Raw genomic sequence first — 25,181 nt, 5'->3', positions numbered from 1 at the left:
GCATGAAGAAAAAATCTGGCGAAAGGTTGTTCAAAAATCCACCAGTCCCGGTATGATCGCGCGCCCTGATGCACACGCCTGGTAAACACCGATGATGAAGCCCAACCTGATCGCCGCAGCCGAGATCGACCGTCTCGATACCTGGGCCAAATATTCGGCCCCGATGTGCGGCTCGTGCGTTTCCAGCTGCTGCACGCTGCCGGTCGAGGTCAAGATCAAGGATCTGGTGCGTATCGGTGTGGTCGACGAGTTCGAACTGGGCGACCCGCCGAAGAACATCGCCAAGCGTCTGCAAAAGGAAGGGCTGGTCGAGCGCTTCAACCAGAAGTCGGGGATTTTCACCCTGCAGCGCATGAGCAACAACGATTGCTACTACCTGGATCGTAAGAGCCGCCTGTGCACCATTTATGACAAGCGCCCGGACACCTGCCGCAACCACCCTAAGATCGGCCCGCGCCCGGGTTACTGCGCGTACAAGCCGAAGGAAGTGGAGCGGGTGCAGAATTCGCGGTCGATCGAGCGGTTCTGATCCCGACGCCTGATTGATCGTTCCCACGCTCTGCGTGGGAACGCAGCCCGGGACGCTCCGCGTCCCAAGAGCCTAACGCGGAGCGTCCGCTGAGGCATTCCCACGCAGACGGTTCGACGCCTCGACGTGGGAACGAGACTTTCGAAAGCCAGACAAACAAAAACGCCCCCGATCTCTCGACCGGGGGCGTTTTTTTCAGCCTTGGCTAAATCTTACGCCTTGGCTTTCTTGGCAGCGCGGGTACGCTCGCTTTCGTCCAGGATCTTCTTGCGAAGACGGATGGACTTAGGAGTGACTTCGCACAGCTCGTCTTCCTGGATGTATTCCAGAGCCTGTTCCAGGGTGAAGCGAACAGGTGGGACCAGAGCGATGGTTTCGTCTTTACCCGAAGCACGCATGTTGTCGAGCTTCTTGCCTTTGGTCGGGTTCACACCCAGGTCGTTGTCGCGGGAGTTCTGACCAACGATCTGACCGTTGTAGATCTCCTGGCCGTGTTCTACGAACAGCTTGCCACGAGCCTGCAGGGTTTCCAGGGAGTAGGTCAGTGCCTTGCCGGTTTCAACCGAAACCAGAACGCCGTTCTGACGGCCGGACATGTGGCCCGACTTCACTGGAGCGTAACGGTCGAAGATCGAGGTCAGGATGCCAGCACCGTTGGTCAGGGTCAGGAACTGGTTACGGAAACCGATCAGACCGCGAGCAGGGATGTTGTATTCCAGACGAACACGGCCCTTGCCATCCGGCACCATGTTGCTCAGGTCGCCTTTACGCAGACCCATCTCTTCCATGACCTTGCCCTGGGATTCTTCAGGGATGTCGATGGTCACGTTTTCGAACGGTTCCTGCTTCACGCCGTCAACTTCACGGATGATCACTTCAGGACGGCCCAGGGCCAGCTCGAAGCCTTCGCGACGCATGGTTTCGATCAGTACCGAGAGGTGCAGCTCACCACGGCCGGAAACCTTGAACTTGTCAGCCGAGTCGCCTTCTTCAACGCGCAGTGCAACGTTGTACAGCAGCTCTTTGTCCAGACGATCCTTGATGTTACGGGAGGTCACGAACTTGCCTTCTTTACCGCAGAATGGCGAGTCGTTTACCTGGAAGGTCATGGAAACGGTTGGCTCGTCAACGGTCAGAGGCTTCATCGCCTCGACGTTGTTGATGTCGCACAGAGTGTCGGAGATGAACAGCTCGTCGAAACCGCTGATGCAGACGATGTCGCCGGCTGCAGCTTCTTCAACGTCAACGCGGTGCAGACCGTGGTGACCCATCAGCTTCAGGATACGACCGTTGCGGCGCTTGCCGTCGGCGCTGATAGCGACAACCGGGGTGTTCGGCTTGACGCGACCACGAGCGATACGGCCAACACCGATAACACCCAGGAAGCTGTTGTAGTCCAGCGCGGAGATCTGCATCTGGAACGGACCGTCACGGTCAACAGCCGGAGGCGGAACGTGGTCGACTACCGCCTGGTACAGCGCGGTCATGTCTTCGCCCATGGCGGTGTGGTCCAGACCGGCGATGCCGTTCAGGGCCGAAGCGTAAACAACCTGGAAGTCCAGTTGTTCTTCGGTGGCGCCCAGGTTGTCGAACAGATCGAAGATCTGGTCCAGAACCCAGTCAGGACGCGCGCCCGGACGGTCAACCTTGTTGATGACCACGATTGGACGCAGGCCGGCTTCGAAAGCCTTCTTGGTCACGAAACGGGTTTGCGGCATAGGGCCGTCCTGGGCGTCGACCAGCAGCAGCACGGAGTCAACCATGGACATAACGCGCTCGACTTCGCCGCCGAAGTCGGCGTGGCCCGGGGTGTCCACGATGTTGATGTGGTAGCCGTTCCAGTTGATGGCGGTGTTTTTCGCCAGAATGGTAATGCCGCGCTCTTTTTCCTGGTCGTTGGAGTCCATCACGCGCTCGTCGTTGAGCTCGTTGCGCTCCAGGGTGCCGGATTGACGCAGGAGTTTGTCTACCAGGGTGGTCTTACCATGGTCAACGTGGGCAATGATGGCGATGTTGCGTAGATTTTCGATCACTTGTGTATCTCGATCAGAGGATTCGGTTTGCTGACAAGTCTTGGCAGCGATTGACAGTAGTGTCCGGCATGGCCGTTACAGCTTGACGGCGGTGTCGGGGGGCCGGTGACGCAGGCCACAGGCAAACAGCCCCGGGCACTTAGCTCGGTCGATAAACGCGCACATTGGCATGCCCCTCACTGAGCAAATGGTGGGCATGCAGGCGACTCATCACGCCTTTGTCGCAATACAGCAGGTACTGGCGAGTAGGGTCCAGTTCCTTGAAACGAGCGTTCACTGCGTAGAACGGCATCGTCTGTACCTCTATGCCGACGAGCTCCAGCGGGTCATCCTCGGCAGCATCCGGATGACGGATGTCGATGACGATCTGACCGGCCAGCGCTTCGCTGACTTCTTCGATCTGCAAGTCCTGGCCCAACTCGTCGATCACCCGATCGATCGGCACCAGTCTGGCGTTTGCGAGCGCACGCTCGAGCACCGCCATGTCGAATTCCTGCTCTTCGTGCTCGACCCGGCCACGCTTGGCGGCGGTCTTCGGGTTGACCGAGATGACGCCGCAGTATTCCGGCATGTGCCGGGCGAAATCACCGGTACCGATCTGGTCGGCCGTGTCGATGATGTCCTGCTTGTGGGCGACGATCAGCGGCCGCAGGACCAGTTTGTCGGTGACGCAATCGATGACCGACAGATTCGGCAGCGTCTGGCTCGACACCTGGGAAATCGCTTCACCGGTGACCAGCGCATCGATGTGCAGGCGTTCGGCAATGCTCGACGCTGCGCGCAACATCATACGCTTCAATACGACGCCCATATGACTGTCGTCGACCTTGCCGAGAATTTCGCCCAAGACTTCTTCGAACGGAACACTGACAAATAGCACGCGTTGCGAGCTGCCGTACTTCTTCCAGATGAAATGCGCGACTTCCATTACGCCCAATTCGTGGGCACGACCGCCCAGATTGAAGAAGCAGAAGTGCGTCATCAGGCCGCGACGAAGGATCTGGTACGCGGCAACGGTCGAGTCAAATCCGCCGGACATCAGCACCAGCGTTTGCTCCAGCGCACCGAGCGGGTAGCCGCCGATGCCATTGTGCTGGCTGTGAATCACGAACAACCGTTTGTCGCGAACTTCGATGCGGACTTCGATTTCCGGCTGCTTCAGGTCGATTCCGGCGGCACCGCACTCACGGCGCAGCTTGCTGCCGACGTATTTTTCGATGTCCATCGAGCTGAACGCATGCTTGCCCGCACGCTTGCAGCGCACCGAAAAGATCTTCCCGGCCAATGCATCGCCGTAGTGCTGCTTGCACTTTTCGGTGATGTCGTCGAAGTCGCCCAGCGGGTACTCATCGATCTGCAGAAAGTGCGCGATGCCCGGCATGCAGGTCAGGCGCTCGCCCATCTCTTTCAGGGCCTTGGGGTCAGTGACGCGGGTTTCCAGCTCGAGGTTGTCCCACACACCGTTCACCACCACGGCCGGGTCCAGGTCGCGGAGCACGGTGCGGATGTTCTTGGCCAACTGGCGGATGAATTTCGTCCGGACAGGTCGGCTTTTGATAGTGATCTCGGGGAAGACTTTTACGATTAGTTTCATGAAAACAGCGCGCGCTGGGCCAGCCGAAAAAGGGGGGCGCGGATTATAGCGGAAATTGCTCAAGGTTTAACCAGTTAATGTGCAGAAGGTTTTGCACGCACCAAAACGGGTCATTTTTCGATTTGAGCGCTACATTAAAGGGCGAGATTTCCGCCTTTAAGGCGCTTTCGACCTTTAGAAGCGTGAATTTGGGGCAAAAAACCCATGCTGGGGCACTGGCATGCAATTTGCTCCCTTGTGAGGCAGGTTGCCTTGGCAGAGTATTCGCGCCGGCATCACCACTATTAAGGGCATCCACTACCCGCCCTAATTCACCCGGAGGACACTATGTCGAAGTCGGTTCAACTCATCAAAGATCATGACGTCAAGTGGATTGATCTGCGCTTCACGGACACCAAAGGCACTCAGCACCACGTGACCATGCCGGCTCGCGATGCGCTGGAAGACGACTTCTTCGAAGTTGGCAAGATGTTCGACGGTTCCTCCATCGCTGGCTGGAAAGGCATCGAAGCCTCCGACATGATCCTGCTGCCGGACGACGAAACCGCCGTTCTGGACCCGTTCACCGAAGAGCCGACCCTGATTCTGGTCTGCGACATCATCGAACCTTCGACCATGCAAGGTTACGATCGCGACCCGCGCGCCATCGCCCGCCGCGCCGAGGAATACCTGAAGACCACCGGTATCGGTGACACCGTATTCGCCGGTCCAGAGCCAGAGTTCTTCATCTTCGACGAAGTGAAGTTCAAGTCCGACATCTCCGGTTCGATGTTCAAGATCTACTCCGAGCAAGGCTCGTGGATGTCCGACCAGGACGTGGAAGGCGGCAACAAAGGCCACCGTCCAGGCGTGAAAGGTGGCTACTTCCCGGTTCCGCCGTTCGACCACGACCACGAAATCCGTACCTCCATGTGCAACGCACTGGAAGAAATGGGCCTGACCGTTGAAGTTCACCACCACGAAGTGGCAACTGCCGGCCAGAACGAAATCGGCGTCAAGTTCAACACCCTGGTGAAGAAAGCCGACGAAACCCAGACCCTGAAGTACGTTGTACACAACGTTGCCGACGCCTACGGCCGTACCGCGACCTTCATGCCGAAGCCTCTGTACGGCGACAACGGTTCGGGCATGCACGTTCACATGTCCATCTCCAAAGATGGCAAGAACACCTTCGCGGGTGAAGGTTATGCCGGCCTGTCCGACACCGCCCTGTACTTCATCGGCGGCATCATCAAGCACGGTAAGGCCCTGAACGGCTTCACCAACCCGGCCACCAACTCCTACAAGCGTCTGGTGCCAGGCTTTGAAGCTCCGGTAATGCTGGCCTACTCGGCTCGCAACCGTTCCGCCTCGATCCGTATTCCTTACGTCAACAGCCCGAAAGGCCGTCGTATCGAAGCCCGCTTCCCGGATCCGGCTGCCAACCCGTACCTGGCGTTCGCAGCACTGCTGATGGCCGGTCTGGACGGTATCCAGAACAAGATCCACCCAGGCGATGCTGCCGACAAGAACCTGTACGACCTGCCGCCTGAAGAGGCGAAAGAAATCCCGCAAGTTTGCGGCAGCCTGAAAGAAGCTCTGGAAGAGCTGGACAAGGGCCGTGCGTTCCTGACCAAGGGCGGCGTGTTCTCCGACGACTTCATCGACGCTTACATCGCGCTGAAATCCGAAGAAGAAATCAAGGTCCGCACCTTCGTACACCCACTGGAATATGAGCTGTACTACAGCTGCTGATCCGGTAGCGCCGCGCTACGCGGCGTGACAAAAAGAGGCCTCCTTCGGGAGGCCTTTTTTGTGCCCGCAATTTATCGCCTCTGATCGTTCCCACGCTCTGCGTGGGAACGCCTCAAGGGATGCTCCGCGTCCGGTGACGCGGAGTGTCACGGGCTGCATTCCCACGCAGAGCCTGGGAACGATCAACCGAATAATCTCTGGATGTGTGCAGGGTTGGGCCAACCGCCGCGACTGGCCTATGCTGCAACCCATCGTTTTCGTTTCCGGTCGATTTCATGGGTCGCACCCTTCTCTGTATTTTGCTGCTGATCGCCCTGCCCGCTGCCGCGCAGATCTACAAGTACACCGATGCCAGCGGCAACACGGTGTACAGCGATCACGCGCCGGACGGCGTGCAGGCGCAGCCGGTGGAGTTGCCGCCGCTCAACAGCGTCCAGCCTCAGGCACCGAGCGCGCCCTCTTCAGACACCTCCAGTAGTGAGCCTGCGCGCAATGCCTATGAAGTGCTGGAGCTGACCGGTCTGCCCACCGAGGAAGCCCTGCGCGCCAACAACGGCACCTTCACGATCAGCGTGCTGATCAAGCCGCGCCTGCAACCGCCGCATCAATTGCGTCTGCTGCTGGATGATGCGCCTTATGGCCAGCCGAGCAATGTACCGATCCTGCAACTGGTGAACGTCGACCGGGGCGAGCATCGGCTGGCGGTGCAGGTGATCAATGGCGAGGCGATCATTCAGCAGAGTCCGGCGCTGGTGTTCACCGTGCAGCGGGTGCACAAGCCATGACACGGGGATTGATTGCCTTGTGCCTGTCGCTGATCGCGTCTGGCGCATCGGCCGAGGTGTTCACTTACATCGACGCACAGGGCAATCGGGTCTACACCGATCAACCACGGGGCAACGCCAAGCGTGTACCGCTGGCCACCAGCAATCGCATGGCCTCGAACCCGACAGCTGCACCGGTCACGCCTTCGAACAAATCAGCAGAGCCGCCGCTGTTCCACTACGACATGTTGCGGGTGCTGATCCCCGAGCCGGACGCGACCATTCGCAGCAGCGCCGGAGAGCTGATCGTCAGCGTCACCAGCGAGCCGGGCCTGCAAAAAGGTCATTTGTATCGCCTGCTACTGGATGGCCAGGCCGTCGGCGAACCCGGCCTGAGCCCGGTGTTCCCGCTGAGCAACATCGATCGAGGCAGCCACAACCTGTCGGTGAAGATCCTCGACGCTCAGGGCCGAACCGTGGAGAAAACCGCCAACCAGCCGTTCCACATGCAGCGTATTTCCCTGGCGCAGAAACGTCAGGTCAAACCGTGCGTCAGCGCCGACTATGGCGTGCGCCCGGAATGCCCGCTGAAAGACAAACCCGCCGAACCGAAAAATCCTTTCCTGCGTTTCTTCTGACGTCGTTCAGCTTTGCGCACTATATTGGTGCAATACGCTGCACCGTACTCACATTCCAACCCATTTTGGTTCGAAAGTACCCGCCAGAGCGGTTTGACTGCCACGCAAACGAGCGTCAAACGCCCGTTTCAGGGGTTGAACGCTTCTTTTCGGAGCCTTGGTTTGGTTTTTGCATTTTCCTCGCATCAGCGCTGTATCCCTGCGCGCGCCATGCTCCAAAAGAGGTCCTCATGACCATCAGTGACGCACTGCATCGCTTGCTACTCGACAACCTGACCACCGCCACCATCCTGCTCGACAGCGAATTGCGCCTCGAGTACATGAACCCGGCGGCGGAGATGCTGCTGGCCATCAGCGGTCAGCGCAGCCATGGGCAGTTCATCAGCGAGCTGTTCACCGAGTCCACCGAGGCGCTCAATTCGTTGCGCCAGGCGGTGGAGCAGGCGCACCCGTTCACCAAGCGCGAAGCGATGCTCACCGCCCTCACCGGCCAGACCCTGACCGTGGATTACGCGGTGACGCCAATCCTCAGCAACGGCGCGACCCTGCTTTTGCTGGAAGTGCATCCCCGTGATCGCCTGTTGCGCATCACCAAGGAAGAGGCGCAACTGTCGAAACAGGAAACCAGCAAGATGCTGGTGCGCGGCCTGGCCCACGAGATCAAGAACCCGCTCGGCGGCATTCGTGGCGCCGCGCAACTGCTGGCCCGGGAACTGCCGGAAGACAGCCTGCGCGATTACACCAACGTCATCATCGAAGAGGCCGACCGCCTGCGCAATCTGGTCGACCGCATGCTCGGTTCGAACAAACTGCCGTCGCTGGCCCTGTGCAACGTCCACGAAGTGCTGGAGCGGGTCTGCCAACTGGTCGAGGCCGAAAGCCAGGGCTGCATCACACTGGTGCGCGATTACGACCCGAGCATCCCCGATGTCCTGATCGATCGTGAACAAATGATTCAGGCGGTGCTGAACATCGTGCGCAACGCGATGCAGGCCATCAGCAGCCAGAACGAGCTGCGCCTGGGCCGCATCAGCCTGCGCACCCGAGCCATGCGCCAGTTCACCATCGGCCACGTCCGTCATCGCCTGGTGACCAAGATCGAGATCATCGACAACGGTCCGGGCATTCCGGCGGAACTGCAGGAAACCATCTTCTTTCCCATGGTCAGCGGCCGTCCGGACGGTACCGGGCTCGGCCTGGCCATCACCCAGAACATCATCAGCCAGCACCAGGGCCTGATCGAGTGTGACAGCCATCCAGGCCACACCACGTTCTCGATCTTTCTGCCACTGGAACAAGGAGCCACATCGACATGAGCCGTAGTGAAACCGTGTGGATCGTCGATGACGACCGTTCTATCCGTTGGGTTCTGGAAAAAGCCCTGCAACAGGAAGGCATGACCACCCAGAGCTTCGACAGCGCCGATGGCGTGATGAGCCGCCTCGCGCGCCAGCAGCCGGACGTGATCATCTCCGACATCCGCATGCCCGGCGCCAGTGGCCTGGACCTGCTGGCACGGATCCGCGAGCAGCACCCGCGGCTGCCGGTGATCATCATGACCGCTCATTCCGATCTGGACAGCGCTGTCGCCTCCTATCAGGGTGGCGCGTTCGAATACCTGCCCAAGCCGTTCGATGTCGACGAAGCCGTGTCACTGGTCAAACGTGCCAATCAGCACGCCCAGGAGCAGCAAGGCCTGGAAGTCGCCCCGACCCTGACCCGCACCCCGGAAATCATCGGCGAAGCGCCGGCGATGCAGGAAGTGTTTCGCGCCATCGGGCGCTTGAGCCACTCCAACATCACCGTGCTGATCAACGGCGAATCCGGCACCGGTAAAGAACTGGTGGCCCACGCCCTGCACCGCCACAGCCCGCGTGCGGCCTCGCCGTTCATCGCGCTGAACATGGCGGCGATCCCGAAAGACCTGATGGAATCCGAACTGTTCGGCCACGAAAAAGGCGCGTTCACCGGTGCGGCCAACCTGCGTCGCGGCCGTTTCGAACAGGCCGACGGCGGCACGCTGTTCCTCGATGAAATCGGCGACATGCCGGCGGACACCCAGACTCGCCTGCTGCGGGTACTGGCCGATGGCGAGTTCTATCGCGTCGGCGGACATGTGCCGGTCAAGGTCGATGTACGGATCATCGCGGCGACCCACCAGAATCTGGAAACCCTGGTTCACGCCGGGAAATTCCGTGAGGACTTGTTCCACCGCCTCAACGTGATCCGCATCCACATCCCGCGCCTGTCGGACCGTCGCGAAGACATCCCGACCCTGGCCAAGCATTTCCTCAGCCGCGCCGCGCAAGAGCTGGCGGTGGAGCCGAAGCTGCTGAAAAGCGAGACCGAGGAATACCTGAAGAACCTGCCGTGGCCAGGCAACGTGCGCCAGCTGGAAAACACCTGCCGCTGGATCACCGTGATGGCGTCCGGGCGCGAGGTGCATATCAGCGACCTGCCGCCGGAACTGCTGAGCCTGCCGCAGGACTCGGCGCCAGTGACCAACTGGGAACAGGCGCTGCGCCAATGGGCCGATCAGGCCCTGGCACGCGGGCAGTCGAGCCTGCTCGACAGCGCGGTGCCGGCGTTCGAGCGAATCATGATCGAAACGGCTCTGAAGCACACCGCCGGGCGTCGTCGCGACGCTGCGGTGCTGCTGGGCTGGGGCCGGAACACCCTGACCCGCAAGATCAAGGAACTCGGCATGAAGGTCGATGGCGGGGATGATGACGAGGGCGATGAAGGCTGAGATTCAGCGCCAACCTGCACCGCCGCAAGGCACCGTGACCCTTAATCGGGCACGGTCACCGGTCCGGGCTTGCACTGTAAACCGCTGAAAATCCCAACCTGTAAAAAGACGAAGGCCCCGTACTACGGGGCCTTCGTCATTGTGTGGGGCTTTTTTGTTTCAAAACGAGAAAAACTGGCACGCCCCCTGCAATAACTCCATCAGGTGATTCGATTCACCCACCCTTTCGGGGGCCTTGGTACAGGCAGGCCGGGGATTCCCCTCTTTACACCGGACTCATCGAGTCCACCCTTTTGGGGCCCTTGATACAGGCAGGTCAGGGGTTCCTTCTTTACACCGGCTCAGAACGCGATGCGATGAGCCCGCCCGTTTCGGGAACCTTGGTACAGGCAGGCCGGGGATTCCCTCTTTTATTGCTCCCGGAGATGGATCTCCAGCCGCCAGCGGTCATCGACCGCCTGGCCGGCCCAGTCGCCCTGCAGCGGCCGCGCCGCCACCAGCGTCAGCAACAATCCACCGTCACTCAAGCGCGTCCGCCAGTTCACGTCCTTGCCGTTGAACTTGAGCCGGCCTTTCTGCGCCTGGCCTTCGGCCTCGAACAGCAACGCGAGGCTGCCATCGACGATCTCGCCGTGCAGCTTCGGCTCGTTGTTGAACCACACCGCCAGACCGCCATCGATCACCTCGACCTGCTGCAAAACGGTCGGGTCAGGCGTGGTCAAACGGCCGATCATCATCCCGACCATCACACCGACGATCGCCAGTGAGGCCATCACCCGCGGGAATAGTTTCGAACGCGGATCCGCTTGCGGCGTAGAATGCGCGTCATCTTTACCTTCGGAGCCGTGCATGTTTCACGTCATCCTTTTTCAACCGGAAATTCCGCCGAACACCGGCAACGTTATCAGGCTGTGCGCCAACAGCGGCTGCCACCTGCATTTGATCGAACCGCTGGGTTTCGAGATGGACGACAAGCGCTTGCGCCGCGCCGGTCTCGACTACCACGAGTATGCCACCTTGCAGCGCCATGCCGACCTCGCCAGTTGCCTCGAAAGCCTCGGTCATCCACGGCTGTTCGCCTTCACCACCAAGGGTTCGCGGCCGTTTCACGATGCCGCGTTCGTCCCCGGCGATGCGTTCATCTTCGGCCCGGAAAGCCGTGGCCTGCCGCCGGAAGTGCTCGACGCCCTGCCCGGCGAACAGCGCTTGCGCCTGCCGATGCGCGAAGGCTGCCGAAGCCTGAACCTGTCCAATACCGTGGCAGTGGCCGTTTATGAAGCGTGGCGGCAGAACGACTTCAAATAACACCCTTGGATTGATCGTTCCCACGCTCTGCGTGGGAATGCAGCCCGTGACGCTCCGCGTCACTGGACGCGGAGCGTCCCTTGAGGCATTCCCGCGCGGACGGTTCGACGCCTCGACGTGGGAACGATCAGCCAAGAAAAAAGCGCCTGTAACGGCGCTTTTTTCGGTGTTGCATCGACCGCTTACTGAACAGTCGGAGTTTCGCCGGATTCCTGCATGCGCTGCAGCTCTTGCGCGTACAGGGCGTCGAAGTTCACCGGGGCCAGCATCAGGGCCGGGAACGAACCGCGGGTCACCAGGCTGTCCAGGGTTTCGCGCGCGTACGGGAACAGGATGTTCGGGCAGAACGCACCCAGGGTGTGGCTCATGGAAGCCGCGTCCAGGTTCTTGATCAGGAAGATACCGGCCTGTTGCACTTCAGCGATGAAGGCCACTTCTTCACCGTTTTTCACGGTGACGGACAGGGTCAGCACGACTTCGTAGAAATCACCTTCCAGGGCTTTCTGGCGGGTGTTCAGATCCAGAGAGACCGCCGGATCCCACTGCTGGCGGAAGATCGCCGGGCTTTTCGGGGCTTCGAAGGACAGGTCGCGTACGTAGATGCGCTGCAAGGAGAATTGCGGTGCAGTTTCTTCTTCGCTGGCTGCAGTGTTCTGTTGGTCAGTCATCTCAGATCCTTTCTGATCTTGGGTCTTTTAGGGTTCTTTACGTGTGCAGCAGGTCAGGCCTTGAGCAGCGCGTCGAGCTTGCCGGCGCGCTCCAGGGCATACAAATCATCACATCCGCCGACGTGGGTATCGCCGATCCAGATTTGCGGCACGGACGTGCGTCCGGCCTTCTGGGCCATGGCGGCGCGCACCTGCGGCTTGCCATCGACCTTGATCTCTTCGAAGGCCACGCCTTTGTTCGCGAGCAGGTACTTGGCGCGCGAGCAGTAAGGGCAGTAATCGCTGGAGTAGACGATGACGTTGCTCATGTCACTTCACCAACGGCAGGTTGTCGCCTTTCCAGCTGGAAATCCCGCCGGACAGCTTGGCAGCGGTAAAGCCGGCCTTCATCAGCTCGCGGGCGTGGGTGCCGGCGGTCTGGCCCAGCGCGTCGACCAGAATGATGGTCTTGGCCTTGTGTTTTTCCAGCTCGCCGATGCGGGCGGCCAGTTTGTCCTGGGGAATGTTCACCGCGCCAACGATGTGACCGGCGGCGTAGTCCTTGCTCGGACGGATGTCCACCACCACGCCGGCTTCCTTGTTGACCAGTGCGGTCAGCTCGCCCGTGCTCAGGCTTTTACCGCCGCCCTGCACCGTATGCGCCAGCAGCAAAGCCAGCAGTACGACGAAGATACCGACAAGAATGTAGTGGTTAGTGGCAAATTCAATCAGGTGAGCAACCATCGAAGGAGGTTCCAGGGCGTTAAAATGTCGGCCAGTATACACAGCCACTATGGTCGGCCAAACCCCGTCCGGCGGTGACGCCGCCGGAACTTCGCTTTAAACTCCAACTCCCTTTTCCATCGCCCTCTTCTTATTAGCCACGAGTGGATTCCATGACTACCACGCCTAAACCTTTGGTCCTGATGATTCTCGACGGCTTCGGTCACAGCGACAGCCCCGAATCCAACGCCGTCTATGCGGCCAAAAAGCCTGTGCTGGATCGCCTGTGGGCCACCGTGCCGAATGGCTTGATCTCGGGCAGCGGCATGGACGTCGGTCTGCCGGACGGCCAGATGGGCAACTCTGAAGTCGGCCACATGAACCTCGGCGCCGGCCGCGTGGTGTATCAGGACTTCACCCGTGTGACCAAAGCGATCCGCGACGGCGAGTTCTTCGAGAACCCGACCATCTGCGCCGCCGTGGACAAGGCCGTGGCCGCCGGCAAGGCCGTGCACTTCATGGGCCTGCTGTCGGATGGCGGCGTTCACAGCCACCAGGATCACCTGATCGCCATGGCCGAACTGGCCTTCAAGCGCGGCGCCGAAAAGATCTACCTGCACGCCTTCCTCGACGGCCGTGACACGCCGCCGAAAAGCGCCGCCTCGTCGATCGAACTGCTCGATGCGACCTTCCAGGCCCTCGGCAAGGGCCGCATCGCCAGCCTGATTGGTCGCTACTACGCCATGGATCGCGACAACCGTTGGGATCGCGTGGCCCAGGCCTACAATCTGATCGTTGACGGCAAGGGCGAATTCAACGCCGCCACCGCCCAGGAAGGGCTGGAAGCCGCTTACGCCCGTGGCGAGAGCGACGAATTCGTCAAGGCCACCAGCATCGGTGAGCCGGTGAAAGTCGAAGACGGCGATGCCGTGGTGTTCATGAACTTCCGCGCCGACCGCGCCCGCGAGCTGAGCCGCGTGTTTGTCGAAGACGGTTTCCAGGAATTCGAGCGCGCACGCCAGCCAAAAGTGCAGTACGTGGGACTGACCCAGTACGCCGCCAGCATCCCGGCCCCCGCAGCCTTTGCCCCGGGCAGCCTGGAAAACGTGCTCGGCGACTATCTGGCGAAAAACGGCAAGACCCAACTGCGCATCGCCGAAACCGAGAAGTACGCCCACGTGACCTTCTTCTTCTCCGGCGGCCGCGAAGAACCGTTCCCGGGCGAAGAGCGCATCCTGATCCCGTCGCCAAAAGTCGCCACGTATGACTTGCAGCCGGAAATGAGCGCTCCGGAAGTCACTGATCGCATCGTCGAGGCCATCGAGAACCAGCGCTACGACGTGATCGTGGTCAACTACGCCAACGGCGACATGGTCGGCCATAGCGGCGTGTTCGAAGCCGCAGTGAAAGCCGTGGAATGCCTGGACACCTGCGTCGGCCGCATCGTCGAAGCCCTGGAAAAAGTCGGCGGCGAAGCGCTGATCACCGCCGACCACGGCAACGTCGAGCAGATGGCCGACGAATCCACCGGGCAAGCGCATACCGCGCACACCACCGAACCGGTGCCGTTCATCTATGTCGGCAAGCGTGACCTGAAAGTCCGCGAAGGCGGCGTGCTGGCGGACGTGGCGCCAACCATGCTGAAACTGTTGGGCCTGGAAAAACCGGCGGAAATGACTGGCACTTCGATTCTGGTCTGATATCAAAAACGCCCTGTAATCAGCCTGAAACGGCTTTTTATGACGAACGCCTCAAAGCAGTTGGCTTTGAGGCGTTTTTTTTGCCGCGTCGGGCGGGCATACTAGGCCGTCCCTTACCCTGGTGCCGCCCGCCTCTATGCTTCGCGTCCTGATCGCCCTCGCTCTGACATGCCTGCTCCAACCGGCCTTCGCGGATGAGCGCGCGCAAACCCAACAGCAACTGGACGCCACGCGCCAGGACATTGCCGAGCTGAAAAAACTGCTGGGCAAGCTCCAGGAGGAAAAATCCGGGGTACAAAAGGAGCTCAAGGGCACCGAAACCGAGATGGGCAAGCTCGAGAAGCAGGTCGAAGCCTTGCAGAAAGAGCTCAAGAAGAGCGAGTCCGAGCTGCAGCGGCTCGATGCGGAGAAAAAAAAACTCCAGAGCGCGCGCACTGAACAGCAGCGACTGATCGCCATCCAGGCCCGCGCCGCCTACCAGAACGGTCGCCAGGAATACCTCAAGCTGCTGCTCAACCAGCAGAATCCCGAGAAATTCGCCCGCACCCTCACCTATTACGACTACCTGAGCCAGGCTCGCCTGGAACAGCTGAAGAGCTTCAACGAAACCTTGCGCCAACTGGCCAATGTCGAAAAGGACATCGGCGTGCAGCAGGCGCAGTTGCTGGCGCAGCAAAGCGATCTCGACACTCGGCGCGAAGCGCTCGACAAGGTCCGCAAGGAGCGCCAGCAGGCCCTTGCCAAGCTCAATGACGACGTGAAAGCCCGAGACCAGAAACTGGCCGCCCGCGAGCAGGATCAGGCAGACCTGTCTAAAGTCCTTAAAACCATTGAAGAAACCCTGGCCCGCCAGGCTCGTGAGGCAGAAGAAGCGCGACAGAAAGCGCTCATCGCCCAGCAGGAAGCCGAAAAAAAGCGCTTGCGTGAGGCCGAGGCGGAAAACTCCGACGCCCCACGCAAGCCGGTCAGATCGACACCCGGCGCCCTGGTATCCAGCGGCGGCGAGACCTTCGGTGGCCCTTTTGCATCAAGTCGGGGAAAACTTCCATGGCCGGTTGATGGTCGACTGCTGGCACGCTTCGGCGAAACCCGTGGCGACGATGCCCGCACCAAGTGGGACGGCGTGATGATCAGCGCCTCCGCCGGCAGCCAGGTGCATGCCGTACACGGCGGGCGCGTGGTGTTCGCCGACTGGCTGCGCGGTGCCGGGCTGCTGGTGATCCTCGATCACGGCAACGGTTTTCTGAGTCTTTACGGTCACAACCAGACGCTACTGAAGTCGGCAGGTGACGTGGTAAAAGCCGGCGAGTCCATCTCCACTGTGGGTAACAGTGGCGGCCAGGACACACCAGCGCTGTATTTCGCAATTCGTCAGCAGGGTCACCCGAGTGATCCGGCGCAATGGTGCCGTGCGCAAGGATAAGCACGCCATCTAATTCAGGAGTTCGTTCGACATGCTGCATTTGTCCCGCCTTACCTCGCTGGCCCTGACGATCGCCCTGGTGATCGGCGCGCCTCTGGCGTTTGCCGCTCAACCGGCTCCGGCCGTCGCTCCGGCAGGTACTGCCGCGACTTCCAAGGCGCCGTTGCCGCTGGAAGAGCTGCGCACCTTTGCCGAGGTCATGGACCGGATCAAGGCCGCCTATGTCGAACCGGTGGACGACAAGACCCTGCTGGAAAACGCGATCAAGGGCATGCTCAGCAACCTTGATCCGCACTCCGCCTACCTGGGCCCTGAAGACTTCGCCGAGTTGCAGGAAAGCACCAGCGGTGAGTTCGGTGGTCTGGGCATCGAGGTCGGCGCCGAAGACGGCTTCATCAAGGTCGTGTCGCCAATCGACGACACTCCGGCGTCGAAGGCCGGCATCCAGGCCGGCGACTTCATCGTCAAGATCAACGGCGCACCGACCCGCGGCCAGACCATGACCGAAGCCGTGGACAAGATGCGTGGCAAGATCGGCCAGAAGATCACCCTGACCCTGGTGCGCGACGGCGGCACGCCGTTCGACGTGACCCTGGCCCGCGCGGTGATTCAGGTGAAGAGCGTCAAGGCACAGCTGCTCGAATCCGGCTATGGCCTGATCCGCATCACCCAATTCCAGGTCAAGACCGGCGAAGAGGTTTCCAAGGCCCTGGCCAAGCTGCGCAAGGACAACGGCAAGAAGCTCAACGGCATCATCCTCGACCTGCGCAACAACCCGGGTGGTGTGCTGCAGGCAGCGGTGGAAGTGGTCGATCACTTCATCACCAAAGGCCTGATCGTCTACACCAAGGGCCGAATCGCCAATTCCGAACTGCGCTTCTCCGCCACCGGCAAGGACGAAAGCGAAGCGGTGCCGATGGTCGTGCTGATCAACGGTGGCAGCGCTTCGGCCTCGGAAATCGTCGCCGGCGCCCTGCAGGACCAGAAACGCGCCGTGGTCATGGGCACCACCAGTTTCGGCAAGGGCTCGGTGCAGACCGTGCTGCCGCTGAACAACGACCGCGCGCTGAAGATCACCACGGCGCTGTACTTCACACCGAACGGCCGTTCGATCCAGGCCCAGGGCATCGTCCCGGACATCGAAGTGCGCCGCGCCAAGATCACCAACGAGGCGGACAGCGACTACTTCAAGGAAGCCGATCTGCAAGGTCACCTGGGCAACGGCAATGGCGGCGCGGACAAACCGACCGGCTCCGGCGGCAAGGCCAAGGCGATGCCGCAGGATGACGATTACCAGTTGGCCCAGGCCCTGAGCCTGCTCAAAGGCCTGAGCATCACGTCCGGCCGTTGAGGATGTCTTTGCGTTTCCTCTTCGTCCTGCTGTGCTGTCTGGCGGGTGCTGCTCACGCAGAACCTGCCAGACCCACACCTCAAAAAGCCTACCTGACACTGATCATCGACGACCTGGGGCAGAACCTGCCCCGGGATCGCCGGGTGCTGGCCCTGCCCGGGCCGGTCACCACCGCGATCATGCCCGACACCCCGCACGCCACCGAATTCGCCCGCGAAGCCCATCGCGCCGGCAAGGTCGTGATCCTGCACATGCCGATGGACCCGGCCACCGGCCCGTTCGCCTGGCATCCCGAGCTGCCCATCGAAGAACTCGAAAAACGCCTGAATGCCGCGTTCAAAATGGTCCCCTACACCGCCGGCATCAACAACCACATGGGCAGTCGCATGACCGCACAGCCGGTGGCCATGGCGTGGTTGATGGGGGAGTTGCAGCGCCGCCACAAGTTCTTCGTCGACAGCCGCACCAGCGCCCGGACCGTGGCTGCGCAGCAGGCGCAGAAGATCGATCTGGCGAGTGTTTCGCGGGATGTGTTTCTCGATGACGAGCGCACAGAAGCGGCGATCCTGACTCAATTGCAGACAGCGATCAGTCTGGCGCACAAACAGGGTTCGGCCGTGATGATCGGGCACCCTTATCCACAGACGCTGGCAGTGCTGGAGCGGGAACTGCCGAAGTTGAAAGCCCAAGGTATTGAGTGGATCGACATCAAGCAGATGATCAGTGTGCGCAGCAATCGCGCCACGGCCGCGCATGGCAAAGACGGGATTTATCGGTAACAAACCGACACACGCCCATAAATAGTTACCGCCTGGCGCCTGCCCTCTTTCCGGATAGTCAGACCTGCCACAGGTCGCAACTCTTTCGAGTTGCCATTCAATTATCAGGATTGACTATGACTACCAACGACAGTGCTTCATTGCGAGACAGGCCAATGGAGCCGATCAGGCTCGACAACCTGCTGATCAACTTCACCAGCGAATTCAACCGTATCTGGAACAGCAACGGCACACGGGCCAGGCCCGCCACCTTCTGGCGCCCTGCGCCGGCTCCCGATCTTCTGCCGGGATACTTTCCGCTGGGAGACATCCTCGTCCCCAACAACACCTCCATCAACGGCGAAATTGTCGCCGCAGTGGTCTGCGAGGCAACGTTACAAGACCACGGTAACACCAGGGGCAAAGCACTCAGCCGACCCACCGACTTCGAACTTGTCTGGAAAGAATCCGGATCGGGAGCTGCTATGCGCACTTCGATCTGGCGTCCGATTGCGCCGCAAGGCTATGTCGCACTGGGTATGACCTGCTCCAGCGATCACGGCAAACCCTCACTCAACGCCATCCGTTGCGTCAGGGCCGATCTGGTCGTTGCTGCCGACCTCGGCGATCTGCTCTGGGATGACAAAGGCAGCGGTGCAAAGCTGAACTTCAGCGCCTGGAGCATTGATCCCCCGACCGCCGCGGCGGGCGAAATCTGCTTTGCGCCCGGTACCTTTATTGGCGCCCCGAGCCACAACAAACCGACAACCGGCCCTTTCGCGTATGCACTACGGATACCGATTCCGGTTCAAGTCAGCGCACCTGCAGAAGCTCCGGTACTGACTGCACACATCAATCCCGAAAGCGCAGTGGCGAAGGTCACGCAGACTGCCCGCCTGCCGTGGTTTGCAGTCAGCGATCACGCTCAACCCAATGATGGATTTCTCCACTCGCGTTACTACGATCTGAAAAGAACCGACCAATATGTGCTGGTCGGGTACGGCCGAAATACCACGGAGCAGGCTCAGTCGATCAAATGGAAAGCGCCAAGGGCGCAAAATGCAGCGGCCATGCGGCTATTCAATCGCCATACCGCCGTGGAATTCACCAAGGCCTGGCCGGCTGCGATGCCCAGTGATATCCGGGCAACAAAGTTCTCGGCGTGCCTGCCGCGGGATTTCACTCACACCGAAACGTCCTCCAGCGAGTGGAGCGAATCAGGCTCTCGGGTCGTCATCGCCATGGCGGCAAAACTCAAATCGGTCGCGGTGTATCAGATGGAAAGCCACTACGAGCTGGTACGGGAGGATGGCACTGAAGTCACCGTCCCGCTTGGTTACACCGATGACACCCGTCTTGTCATGAGTGAATACCCACCAGAAACCGTCGAGACAGTAACCCCGATGCCTGTCATGGCGGCAAACCCGTCGACGGAAACCATCACGAGCGGCGCCGACGTTGTTGCGCAATCGTCGCCGGGCTCGTCGACCGCTACAGATAGCGCCCCATGATTTCGTCGACCACGCCTTCCTTGCGCATCTGATCGAGCGCGGTTTGAAGCTTGGCAACGGCTTCGTCCGGTACGTCCTTGTTCAGTGCCAGATACAACTCGGCGCTGTTGAAGCGCAGTACGGTTTTCAGCCCGGTCACGCCATCCTGCCGCGCCAGATAGCGCCCGGCCGGGTCGCCGGTGGCCCACAGGTCGATCTGGCCGCTGACCAGTTTTCTGGCGTTGTCCTGATCACGCAGCACCACTGCCGGCTTCAACCCCTGCTTGGTCAGGGTCTCGGCAATCGCATCGCCCTTGTAGGCGCCGATCTTGTATTTGCGCGCGTCGTTGAGGGTTTCGAGGGTGATCTTGCTGTCGGCCTTGGCCAGCATGACCCAGTCGTCCGGGCCTATCGGGCCGACCCACTTGAAGAGTTTTTCGCGATCCGGAAGCCGCGCCATGACGAACGCACCGTAACCGGGATTCTCCAGTGCCAGCTTGTAGACCCGCTCCCAGGGGAAGCGCAGGGTCAGGCTGTAACTGATGCCGGCACGCTTGAACATCTCGCGCACGATATCCGTGGCGATACCGTTGATGTTTTCGTCCTGGGCGAAATTCTTGCCGTTCTTCGCCATGTTGTACGGCGGGAAGTTTTCGGTGAGGAGCACCAGATCGGTGTCGGGACTTTCTTCGGCGTGGCCGGTGTTGATCAACAACACGGAGGCACTGGCGAGGGCGAGAAGCAGGCGTTTGATCATGTCGGGCTACCGAAATCCATGGCGTGCCCAAGAGTGCCTTGGGTACGCCATGCTGTCTACTGGCGTTATGACTTCATACCGATAAGATCTTCCATACCTGGAAAACCAGGCCATGGGTAGTACATAACTAACACCGCCCCGCTCTTGATCCCTGGTTTATTGGCGTTACCAGCACCACCGTGGTGTTTTAACCGATAACTCAAGAGCGTTAACGATGTATTCAATCAAATTACTGTTGTTCGCCACATTAGGATTGTTCTGTGCCACCTGCATGGCGACCAATCACGACTACGGCGAAGGCGTTAAGCGTCTGTTACCTGCAATCCCCCTGGATAACCGCGATGGCTCACGCGATCACTGGCAGGGTATCGGTCGCCTGACGACCGCCCACACTTGCACCGCTACCTTGCTTGATACACTGGAAAAAACTGGCGTCCAGCGCCCTCCGGCTTATGTTCTGACTGCTGGCCATTGCATCAACTTGTCCAACGGCCAAATCATGCAAAACCAACCCCTACAAGGAACCATGACGTTCAACTACTTTGACGATGTCGAAAAACATAAAACCTACAACCTGAAAAATGTGAAATGGCGCAGCATGCAAGGTGTCGACATCGCCATCGTCCAACTTGACGTCAGCCTGAAAACACTTATGGAAGATGGTATAAAACCTCTAAAACTGGCCACAGGCACACCAGCCCTGAATTCGGAGGTTCTGGTTGTGGGAGCGCCACAGTATCGAACGCTGGAAATGACAGCTTGTACGCTTAAATCCGCTCCGGACATCATTGAAGGAGATTGGGTGTGGCGTAATAACTTCAAGACTCGCTGCAAGAGTATTAAAGGAGGCGTCTCAGGGGCACCGCTGCTTGATCGCTACACCAATGAAGTCATTGGTGTCGTAGGTACAGGTAATGAGTATCCGCCTATATCCCCTTGCGACCTGGATGAACCCTGTATACCAACGAAAAAAGGTTACTCTGCAATCGAAGGTAATCTTTACGGAAGTTTTGTACCCCACCTGAGAAGCTGCTTCCGATCTGGCTTTCTATTTGAAAATTACTGCGAACTCTATCCGACATTCAATGTAGAAACAGACAAGCGAACCTCCGCCAAATACAAGAAAATCAAGATGTCGAAAAGCGGCGCTGCCATAGCACCGACTTGGGATTACCGGTTCTCTATCGACACAGCGTTCTATCGTCACAAGACAGTCCGCGTGGCAAAAAAATGCGAAAGCCCCTTGAACTACTCCGCCGCGATCAGTTCCGAAAACTCCATCATCAATACCAAGATAGGTTCCAGAACCGGGCGTTATTTCCTTTGCATCATTGGCACAAACTCTTCCAGGCCAGAGTTACCGCCAGGACTCTTACGAAATGCCTTGTCGCTGCCTATCGTTCTGATTGAGGACGAAATCGTTCCGCTTCCTGATCTCAACCTGAAAAAAAGACCCACTTATATTTTGGTGACTTCGGAAGGGGCAAGCAAAATGTACTCCTACAAAGTCGGTCCATCCGACAGCATTGACTGTCAAGCCCCCGATGGATTCAGCCCAAAGTCGGAGTATATGGAAGTCTATCTTCACAAAAAGGATTTGCCTGCCACTCTATGCAGTGTTGCGTATGACCGATCAGATGACAGGTCAGAGGTAAGGGTTGACCAGTTCGACACGCTTTAACTCTCCAGACCTGCATCCCCTTTGAAGCGACTACTCCAAAGGGGATGCTTGCTAGCGCATCACGATGCCGCGATGGGCCATGTAAGCCTTGGCTTCCTGAACGGTGTATTCGCCGAAGTGGAAAATACTCGCCGCCAGCACCGCGCTGGCGTGGCCTTCAAGGATGCCGTCAGCCAGATGCTGCAGGTTGCCGACGCCGCCGGAAGCGATCACCGGAATGCCCAGCGCATCACTGATGGCGCGGGTCACGCCGAGGTCGAAGCCGTTTTTCATGCCGTCCTGATCCATGCTGGTCAGGAGGATTTCACCGGCACCCAGGCCTTCCATTTTCTTCGCCCACTCGACCGCGTCGAGGCCGGTCGGCTTGCGACCGCCGTGGGTGAAGATCTCCCAGCGCGGGGTTTCGCCCGGGCCCGAAACCTTCTTCGCATCGATGGCGACGACAATGCATTGCGAGCCGAAATGCTGCGCCGCTTCGCCGACAAATTCCGGGTTGAACACGGCAGCGGTGTTGATCGACACCTTGTCCGCACCGGCGTTGAGCAGGTTGCGGATGTCCTGCACGGTACGTACGCCACCGCCGACGGTCAGCGGGATAAACACCTGGCTGGCCATGCGCTCGACGGTGTGCAGCGTGGTGTCACGGCCATCGACACTGGCGGTGATGTCGAGAAAGGTAATCTCGTCGGCACCCTGCTCGTCGTAGCGACGGGCGATTTCCACCGGGTCGCCGGCGTCACGGATGTTCTCGAACTTCACACCTTTGACGACCCGGCCGTTGTCCACGTCCAGGCAAGGGATGATACGTTTGGCCAGCGCCATGGTCAGTCCTCAGCCTTGGTACGAGTCGCAGAAAGCTTGCGCTTCGGCGACGTCGAGAGTGCCTTCGTAGATCGCCCGGCCGGTGATGGCGCCGATGATGCCCGGTGCCTTGGCATCGAGCAGCGACTTGATGTCACCGAGGTTGTGAATGCCGCCGGAAGCGATCACCGGGATCCTGGTGGCAGCCGCCAGCGCCGCGGTGAACGGTACGTTGCAGCCCTGCATCATGCCGTCTTTGGCGATGTCGGTATAAACGATCGAGGACACGCCGTCGGCTTCGAACTGTTTGGCCAGGTCGATGACCTGCACGGTGCTGATTTCAGCCCAGCCATCGGTGGCGACAAAACCGTCTTTGGCATCCAGACCAACGATGATCTTGCCCGGAAACGCACGGCAGGCTTCAGCAACGAACGCCGGATCCTTCACCGCTTTGGTGCCGATGATCACGTAGCTGACGCCCGCCTTGACGTAGTGCTCGATGGTTTCCAGCGAACGGATGCCGCCGCCGATCTGGATCGGCAGGGTCGGGTAGCGCTTGGCGATCGCGGTCACCACTTCGCCGTTGACCGGCTGGCCTTCGAAAGCGCCGTTCAGGTCGACCAGATGCAGACGACGGCAGCCGCCCTCCACCCACTTGGCAGCCATGCTCACCGGGTCATCGGAGAACACTGTGGAATCTTCCATGCGGCCCTGGCGCAGACGTACGCAGGCACCGTCTTTGAGATCGATAGCGGGAATAATCAGCATGCTTTTTCCTTCGTCAAAAGAGCTGCAAGCTGCAAGCCATAAGCTGCAAGCGCGCACGCGTGTGTACTTCTTGCAGCTTGCAGCTTGAAGCTTGCCGCTGCCCTAATTCTTCTCGAGCGCCCACAGGTCGCTTTCGATGCTTTCAAACCGCTCCTTGAGGTGGGTCTGCACATCGAAAATCGCCCTGTTGTAATAGTGCGGAGCAATTTCGCGGGTAAACAGCTCAAGAATTTCCGCCGCCTCGAACGAACCCAGGTCCAGTTCGAAACGATCCTCCATGAACCGCTGAATCTTGCGGCTGGCCTCGTTCTCCTGCTCGGGAGTGAGGGTCAGAATCGGCGGCTTGGATTTCTTGACGGCCATTTACCAGCGACCGTCCCACGCAGCGAAGTTCTGCAGCAATTGCAGGCCATGAGTATGGCTCTTCTCCGGGTGGAACTGCACGGCGAAACGCGAACCTTCGGCCAGTGCCGCGGCGAAATCGACGCCGTAATGACCGCTGCCGACCACCTGCCGCGGGTTGCCGGCGGCGATGTAGTAGCTGTGCACGAAGTAGAAACGCGCCAGGTCCGGAATGTTGTGCCACAGCGGGTGATCCACCGCCTGCTTCACTTCGTTCCAGCCCATGTGCGGGACTTTCAGGTGCTCGCCGTCTTCATGCAGGTCTTTGCCGAAGAACTTCACCGCGCCCGGAAACAGGCCGATGCAGTCGACGCCGTCGTTCTCTTCGCTGCTGTCGAGCAAGGCTTGCATGCCGACGCAGATGCCGAGGAACGGACGATCCTGGCTGACTTCACGCACCAGCGAGTCGAAACCGAGGCGACGGATCTCCGCCATGCAATCGCGAATCGCACCGACACCGGGGAACACCACGCGGTCGGCTTCGCGGATCACTGCCGCATCGCTGGTGATCAGCACCTTGCCGGCACCGACGTGCTCGAGGGCCTTGGCCACCGAGTGCAGGTTGCCCATGCCGTAGTCGATAACTGCAACCGTCTGCATTACAGGACGCCCTTGGTCGAAGGCATCTGGCCGGCCATGCGCTCGTCCAGCTCGACGGCCATGCGCAGTGCGCGGCCGAAAGCCTTGAACACGGTTTCGATCTGGTGGTGAGTGTTGGTGCCGCGCAGGTTGTCGATGTGCAGGCTGACCAGCGCGTGGTTGACGAAGCCCTGGAAGAATTCCTGGAACAGGTCGACGTCGAAGCCGCCAACGGTGGCGCGGGTGTACGGCACGTGCATCTGCAGGCCTGGGCGGCCGGAGAAGTCGATCACCACGCGCGACAGCGCTTCATCGAGCGGCACGTAGGCGTGGCCGTAGCGACGGATGCCTTTCTTGTCGCCAATGGCTTGCGCGAAGGCCTGGCCGAGGGTGATACCGACGTCCTCCACCGTGTGGTGGTCGTCGATATGCAGATCGCCCTTGCATTGGATATCCAGGTCGATCAGCCCGTGACGGGCGATCTGATCCAGCATGTGCTCAAGAAAAGGAACACCGATATCGAATCGGGCCTTTCCGGTGCCATCAAGGTTGATCGAGGCTTTGATCTGGGTTTCCAGAGTGTCGCGCTCGACAGACGCCTTACGTTCGGCCATCACCAGCTCCGCAAAATCATTGGGCGAAAAAGGCAGCCATTATAGGGGCGCGGGGCCGAAACAGAAACACGATAGGTGGAATGACTGACGGATAGAACCCCGCGCTGTCGGGGATAGACATGTCCATACAAGCGTTCAATG

Annotated in this window: 25 protein-coding genes; 13 read left to right on the top strand and 12 right to left on the bottom strand. The window is 59.8% G+C overall.

The genetic code is table 11. The annotated features are described in order from the left end of the window. Positions 1-91: 91 nt before the first annotated feature. Positions 92-529 (top strand): YkgJ family cysteine cluster protein, encoded by a 438-nt coding sequence (locus ACM6JM_RS04575; RefSeq protein WP_007952500.1) that lies wholly within the window; start codon positions 92-94, stop codon positions 527-529. Between the two features lie 212 nt (positions 530-741). On the opposite strand, the gene typA is transcribed toward ACM6JM_RS04575, so the two are convergent. Together typA and thiI are read right to left on the bottom strand one after the other, a co-directional pair. Next, a complete protein-coding gene (typA, locus tag ACM6JM_RS04570; RefSeq protein WP_007952502.1) occupies positions 742-2,562 on the bottom strand; it encodes a translational GTPase TypA in 1,821 nt (606 codons plus the stop codon). Positions 2,563-2,701: 139 nt separating this feature from the next. Next, positions 2,702-4,156, bottom strand: coding sequence for a tRNA uracil 4-sulfurtransferase ThiI (thiI, locus tag ACM6JM_RS04565; RefSeq protein WP_039764696.1), 1,455 nt, complete (start codon positions 4,154-4,156; stop codon positions 2,702-2,704). A 327-nt stretch (positions 4,157-4,483) separates the two neighbouring features. Between thiI and glnA the strand changes: the two genes are divergently transcribed. The 5 genes from glnA (at position 4,484) to ntrC (ending at position 10,041) form a co-directional block, all read left to right on the top strand. Beyond that, complete coding sequence (gene glnA, locus ACM6JM_RS04560; RefSeq protein ID WP_011332032.1) at positions 4,484-5,890, top strand: glutamate--ammonia ligase; 1,407 nt, start codon at positions 4,484-4,486, stop codon at positions 5,888-5,890. 275 nt (positions 5,891-6,165) lie between these two features. Further along, positions 6,166-6,675: a DUF4124 domain-containing protein gene (locus ACM6JM_RS04555; protein WP_039764695.1), complete on the top strand. Its 510-nt coding sequence runs from the start codon at positions 6,166-6,168 to the stop codon at positions 6,673-6,675. Then, positions 6,672-7,292 (top strand): DUF4124 domain-containing protein, encoded by a 621-nt coding sequence (locus ACM6JM_RS04550; protein ID WP_414881382.1) that lies wholly within the window; start codon positions 6,672-6,674, stop codon positions 7,290-7,292. The genes ACM6JM_RS04555 and ACM6JM_RS04550 overlap by 4 nt, the downstream gene beginning before the upstream one ends. 230 nt (positions 7,293-7,522) lie before the next feature. Further along, positions 7,523-8,608: a nitrogen regulation protein NR(II) gene (gene glnL / locus ACM6JM_RS04545; protein ID WP_007952516.1), complete on the top strand. Its 1,086-nt coding sequence runs from the start codon at positions 7,523-7,525 to the stop codon at positions 8,606-8,608. Beyond that, positions 8,605-10,041, top strand: a complete 1,437-nt coding sequence (ntrC, locus tag ACM6JM_RS04540) for a nitrogen regulation protein NR(I) (protein ID WP_007952518.1) — start codon at positions 8,605-8,607, stop codon at positions 10,039-10,041. The genes glnL and ntrC overlap by 4 nt, the downstream gene beginning before the upstream one ends. Before the next feature lie 410 nt (positions 10,042-10,451). Here the strand turns inward: ntrC and ACM6JM_RS04535 are convergent, their stop codons facing one another. Then, positions 10,452-10,892: a hypothetical protein gene (locus ACM6JM_RS04535; protein ID WP_414881381.1), complete on the bottom strand. Its 441-nt coding sequence runs from the start codon at positions 10,890-10,892 to the stop codon at positions 10,452-10,454. Here ACM6JM_RS04535 and ACM6JM_RS04530 point away from each other — a divergent pair. Continuing rightward, positions 10,891-11,346, top strand: a complete 456-nt coding sequence (locus tag ACM6JM_RS04530) for a tRNA (cytidine(34)-2'-O)-methyltransferase (protein WP_007952520.1) — start codon at positions 10,891-10,893, stop codon at positions 11,344-11,346. The two genes, ACM6JM_RS04535 and ACM6JM_RS04530, sit on opposite strands and share 2 nt — an antisense overlap. 182 nt (positions 11,347-11,528) lie before the next feature. Here the strand turns inward: ACM6JM_RS04530 and secB are convergent, their stop codons facing one another. The 3 genes from secB to ACM6JM_RS04515 are packed head-to-tail and all read right to left on the bottom strand — an operon-like array spanning position 11,529 to position 12,737. Beyond that, positions 11,529-12,014, bottom strand: a complete 486-nt coding sequence (gene secB / locus ACM6JM_RS04525) for a protein-export chaperone SecB (protein ID WP_039764689.1) — start codon at positions 12,012-12,014, stop codon at positions 11,529-11,531. Positions 12,015-12,067: 53 nt separating this feature from the next. Beyond that, positions 12,068-12,322: a glutaredoxin 3 gene (gene grxC, locus ACM6JM_RS04520; RefSeq protein WP_039764687.1), complete on the bottom strand. Its 255-nt coding sequence runs from the start codon at positions 12,320-12,322 to the stop codon at positions 12,068-12,070. A gap of 1 nt (position 12,323) precedes the next feature. Beyond that, entirely contained in the window at positions 12,324-12,737 is a 414-nt protein-coding gene (locus ACM6JM_RS04515) for a rhodanese-like domain-containing protein (RefSeq protein ID WP_007952524.1), read from the bottom strand. Between the two features lie 152 nt (positions 12,738-12,889). Between ACM6JM_RS04515 and gpmI the strand changes: the two genes are divergently transcribed. From gpmI to ACM6JM_RS04490, 5 genes are all read left to right on the top strand, one after another. After that, a complete protein-coding gene (gene gpmI, locus ACM6JM_RS04510; RefSeq protein WP_039764684.1) occupies positions 12,890-14,416 on the top strand; it encodes a 2,3-bisphosphoglycerate-independent phosphoglycerate mutase in 1,527 nt (508 codons plus the stop codon). A gap of 136 nt (positions 14,417-14,552) precedes the next feature. Beyond that, on the top strand, positions 14,553-15,839 hold the full coding sequence (locus ACM6JM_RS04505) for a murein hydrolase activator EnvC family protein (RefSeq protein ID WP_039764683.1): 1,287 nt from the start codon (positions 14,553-14,555) through the stop codon (positions 15,837-15,839). A 31-nt stretch (positions 15,840-15,870) separates the two neighbouring features. Then, positions 15,871-17,190, top strand: a complete 1,320-nt coding sequence (locus tag ACM6JM_RS04500; protein WP_011332024.1) for a S41 family peptidase — start codon at positions 15,871-15,873, stop codon at positions 17,188-17,190. A gap of 2 nt (positions 17,191-17,192) precedes the next feature. Further along, complete coding sequence (locus ACM6JM_RS04495; protein WP_039764681.1) at positions 17,193-17,969, top strand: divergent polysaccharide deacetylase family protein; 777 nt, start codon at positions 17,193-17,195, stop codon at positions 17,967-17,969. Positions 17,970-18,085: 116 nt separating this feature from the next. Next, entirely contained in the window at positions 18,086-19,459 is a 1,374-nt protein-coding gene (locus tag ACM6JM_RS04490) for a Vps62-related protein (RefSeq protein ID WP_414881380.1), read from the top strand. Here the strand turns inward: ACM6JM_RS04490 and ACM6JM_RS04485 are convergent. Continuing rightward, on the bottom strand, positions 19,440-20,195 hold the full coding sequence (locus tag ACM6JM_RS04485) for a substrate-binding periplasmic protein (RefSeq protein WP_163973865.1): 756 nt from the start codon (positions 20,193-20,195) through the stop codon (positions 19,440-19,442). The two genes, ACM6JM_RS04490 and ACM6JM_RS04485, sit on opposite strands and share 20 nt — an antisense overlap. Before the next feature lie 214 nt (positions 20,196-20,409). Here ACM6JM_RS04485 and ACM6JM_RS04480 point away from each other — a divergent pair, with 214 nt between their 5' ends. Beyond that, positions 20,410-21,876: a trypsin-like serine peptidase gene (locus ACM6JM_RS04480; protein WP_414881379.1), complete on the top strand. Its 1,467-nt coding sequence runs from the start codon at positions 20,410-20,412 to the stop codon at positions 21,874-21,876. 51 nt (positions 21,877-21,927) lie between these two features. On the opposite strand, the gene hisF is transcribed toward ACM6JM_RS04480, so the two are convergent. The 5 genes from hisF to hisB all read right to left on the bottom strand — a co-directional run bounded on the left by hisF (position 21,928) and on the right by hisB (position 25,040). Continuing rightward, on the bottom strand, positions 21,928-22,698 hold the full coding sequence (gene hisF / locus ACM6JM_RS04475) for an imidazole glycerol phosphate synthase subunit HisF (protein ID WP_007897430.1): 771 nt from the start codon (positions 22,696-22,698) through the stop codon (positions 21,928-21,930). 9 nt (positions 22,699-22,707) lie between these two features. Then, complete coding sequence (hisA, locus tag ACM6JM_RS04470; RefSeq protein ID WP_056787231.1) at positions 22,708-23,445, bottom strand: 1-(5-phosphoribosyl)-5-[(5-phosphoribosylamino)methylideneamino]imidazole-4-carboxamide isomerase; 738 nt, start codon at positions 23,443-23,445, stop codon at positions 22,708-22,710. Positions 23,446-23,547: 102 nt separating this feature from the next. Further along, complete coding sequence (locus ACM6JM_RS04465) at positions 23,548-23,808, bottom strand: DUF2164 domain-containing protein (RefSeq protein WP_414881378.1); 261 nt, start codon at positions 23,806-23,808, stop codon at positions 23,548-23,550. Next, on the bottom strand, positions 23,809-24,447 hold the full coding sequence (gene hisH, locus ACM6JM_RS04460) for an imidazole glycerol phosphate synthase subunit HisH (protein ID WP_007952546.1): 639 nt from the start codon (positions 24,445-24,447) through the stop codon (positions 23,809-23,811). Then, positions 24,447-25,040 (bottom strand): imidazoleglycerol-phosphate dehydratase HisB, encoded by a 594-nt coding sequence (gene hisB, locus ACM6JM_RS04455; RefSeq protein WP_039764670.1) that lies wholly within the window; start codon positions 25,038-25,040, stop codon positions 24,447-24,449. The genes hisH and hisB overlap by 1 nt, the downstream gene beginning before the upstream one ends. Positions 25,041-25,181: the final 141 nt, after the last annotated feature.

Source organism: Pseudomonas sp. IT-P2 (assembly GCF_949767575.1).
GTDB classification, from domain to species: domain Bacteria; phylum Pseudomonadota; class Gammaproteobacteria; order Pseudomonadales; family Pseudomonadaceae; genus Aquipseudomonas; species Aquipseudomonas pharyngis.
The sequence above is the reverse complement of the archived record's forward strand: the minus strand, read 5'-3'. Positions and strand labels throughout refer to the sequence as shown.

Bases quoted from the DNA above. Each gene is read 5' to 3' on its own strand.
- thiI (WP_039764696.1), bottom strand. From the start codon at position 4,156: ATGAAACTAATCGTAAAAGTCTTCCCCGAGATCACTATCAAAAGCCGA.
- grxC (WP_039764687.1), bottom strand. From the start codon at position 12,322: ATGAGCAACGTCATCGTCTACTCCAGCGATTACTGCCCTTACTGCTCG.
- ACM6JM_RS04500 (WP_011332024.1), top strand. From the start codon at position 15,871: ATGCTGCATTTGTCCCGCCTTACCTCGCTGGCCCTGACGATCGCCCTG.
- hisA (WP_056787231.1), bottom strand. From the start codon at position 23,445: ATGCTGATTATTCCCGCTATCGATCTCAAAGACGGTGCCTGCGTACGT.
- ACM6JM_RS04555 (WP_039764695.1), top strand. From the start codon at position 6,166: ATGGGTCGCACCCTTCTCTGTATTTTGCTGCTGATCGCCCTGCCCGCT.
- hisF (WP_007897430.1), bottom strand. From the start codon at position 22,698: ATGGCGCTGGCCAAACGTATCATCCCTTGCCTGGACGTGGACAACGGC.
- ACM6JM_RS04465 (WP_414881378.1), bottom strand. From the start codon at position 23,808: ATGGCCGTCAAGAAATCCAAGCCGCCGATTCTGACCCTCACTCCCGAG.
- gpmI (WP_039764684.1), top strand. From the start codon at position 12,890: ATGACTACCACGCCTAAACCTTTGGTCCTGATGATTCTCGACGGCTTC.
- ACM6JM_RS04485 (WP_163973865.1), bottom strand. From the start codon at position 20,195: ATGATCAAACGCCTGCTTCTCGCCCTCGCCAGTGCCTCCGTGTTGTTG.
- ACM6JM_RS04480 (WP_414881379.1), top strand. From the start codon at position 20,410: ATGTATTCAATCAAATTACTGTTGTTCGCCACATTAGGATTGTTCTGT.
- ACM6JM_RS04505 (WP_039764683.1), top strand. From the start codon at position 14,553: ATGCTTCGCGTCCTGATCGCCCTCGCTCTGACATGCCTGCTCCAACCG.
- ACM6JM_RS04550 (WP_414881382.1), top strand. From the start codon at position 6,672: ATGACACGGGGATTGATTGCCTTGTGCCTGTCGCTGATCGCGTCTGGC.
- hisB (WP_039764670.1), bottom strand. From the start codon at position 25,040: ATGGCCGAACGTAAGGCGTCTGTCGAGCGCGACACTCTGGAAACCCAG.
- ACM6JM_RS04490 (WP_414881380.1), top strand. From the start codon at position 18,086: ATGACTACCAACGACAGTGCTTCATTGCGAGACAGGCCAATGGAGCCG.
- ACM6JM_RS04575 (WP_007952500.1), top strand. From the start codon at position 92: ATGATGAAGCCCAACCTGATCGCCGCAGCCGAGATCGACCGTCTCGAT.
- ACM6JM_RS04535 (WP_414881381.1), bottom strand. From the start codon at position 10,892: ATGCACGGCTCCGAAGGTAAAGATGACGCGCATTCTACGCCGCAAGCG.
- glnL (WP_007952516.1), top strand. From the start codon at position 7,523: ATGACCATCAGTGACGCACTGCATCGCTTGCTACTCGACAACCTGACC.
- hisH (WP_007952546.1), bottom strand. From the start codon at position 24,447: ATGCAGACGGTTGCAGTTATCGACTACGGCATGGGCAACCTGCACTCG.
- ACM6JM_RS04530 (WP_007952520.1), top strand. From the start codon at position 10,891: ATGTTTCACGTCATCCTTTTTCAACCGGAAATTCCGCCGAACACCGGC.
- secB (WP_039764689.1), bottom strand. From the start codon at position 12,014: ATGACTGACCAACAGAACACTGCAGCCAGCGAAGAAGAAACTGCACCG.
- ntrC (WP_007952518.1), top strand. From the start codon at position 8,605: ATGAGCCGTAGTGAAACCGTGTGGATCGTCGATGACGACCGTTCTATC.
- glnA (WP_011332032.1), top strand. From the start codon at position 4,484: ATGTCGAAGTCGGTTCAACTCATCAAAGATCATGACGTCAAGTGGATT.
- ACM6JM_RS04495 (WP_039764681.1), top strand. From the start codon at position 17,193: ATGTCTTTGCGTTTCCTCTTCGTCCTGCTGTGCTGTCTGGCGGGTGCT.
- ACM6JM_RS04515 (WP_007952524.1), bottom strand. From the start codon at position 12,737: ATGGTTGCTCACCTGATTGAATTTGCCACTAACCACTACATTCTTGTC.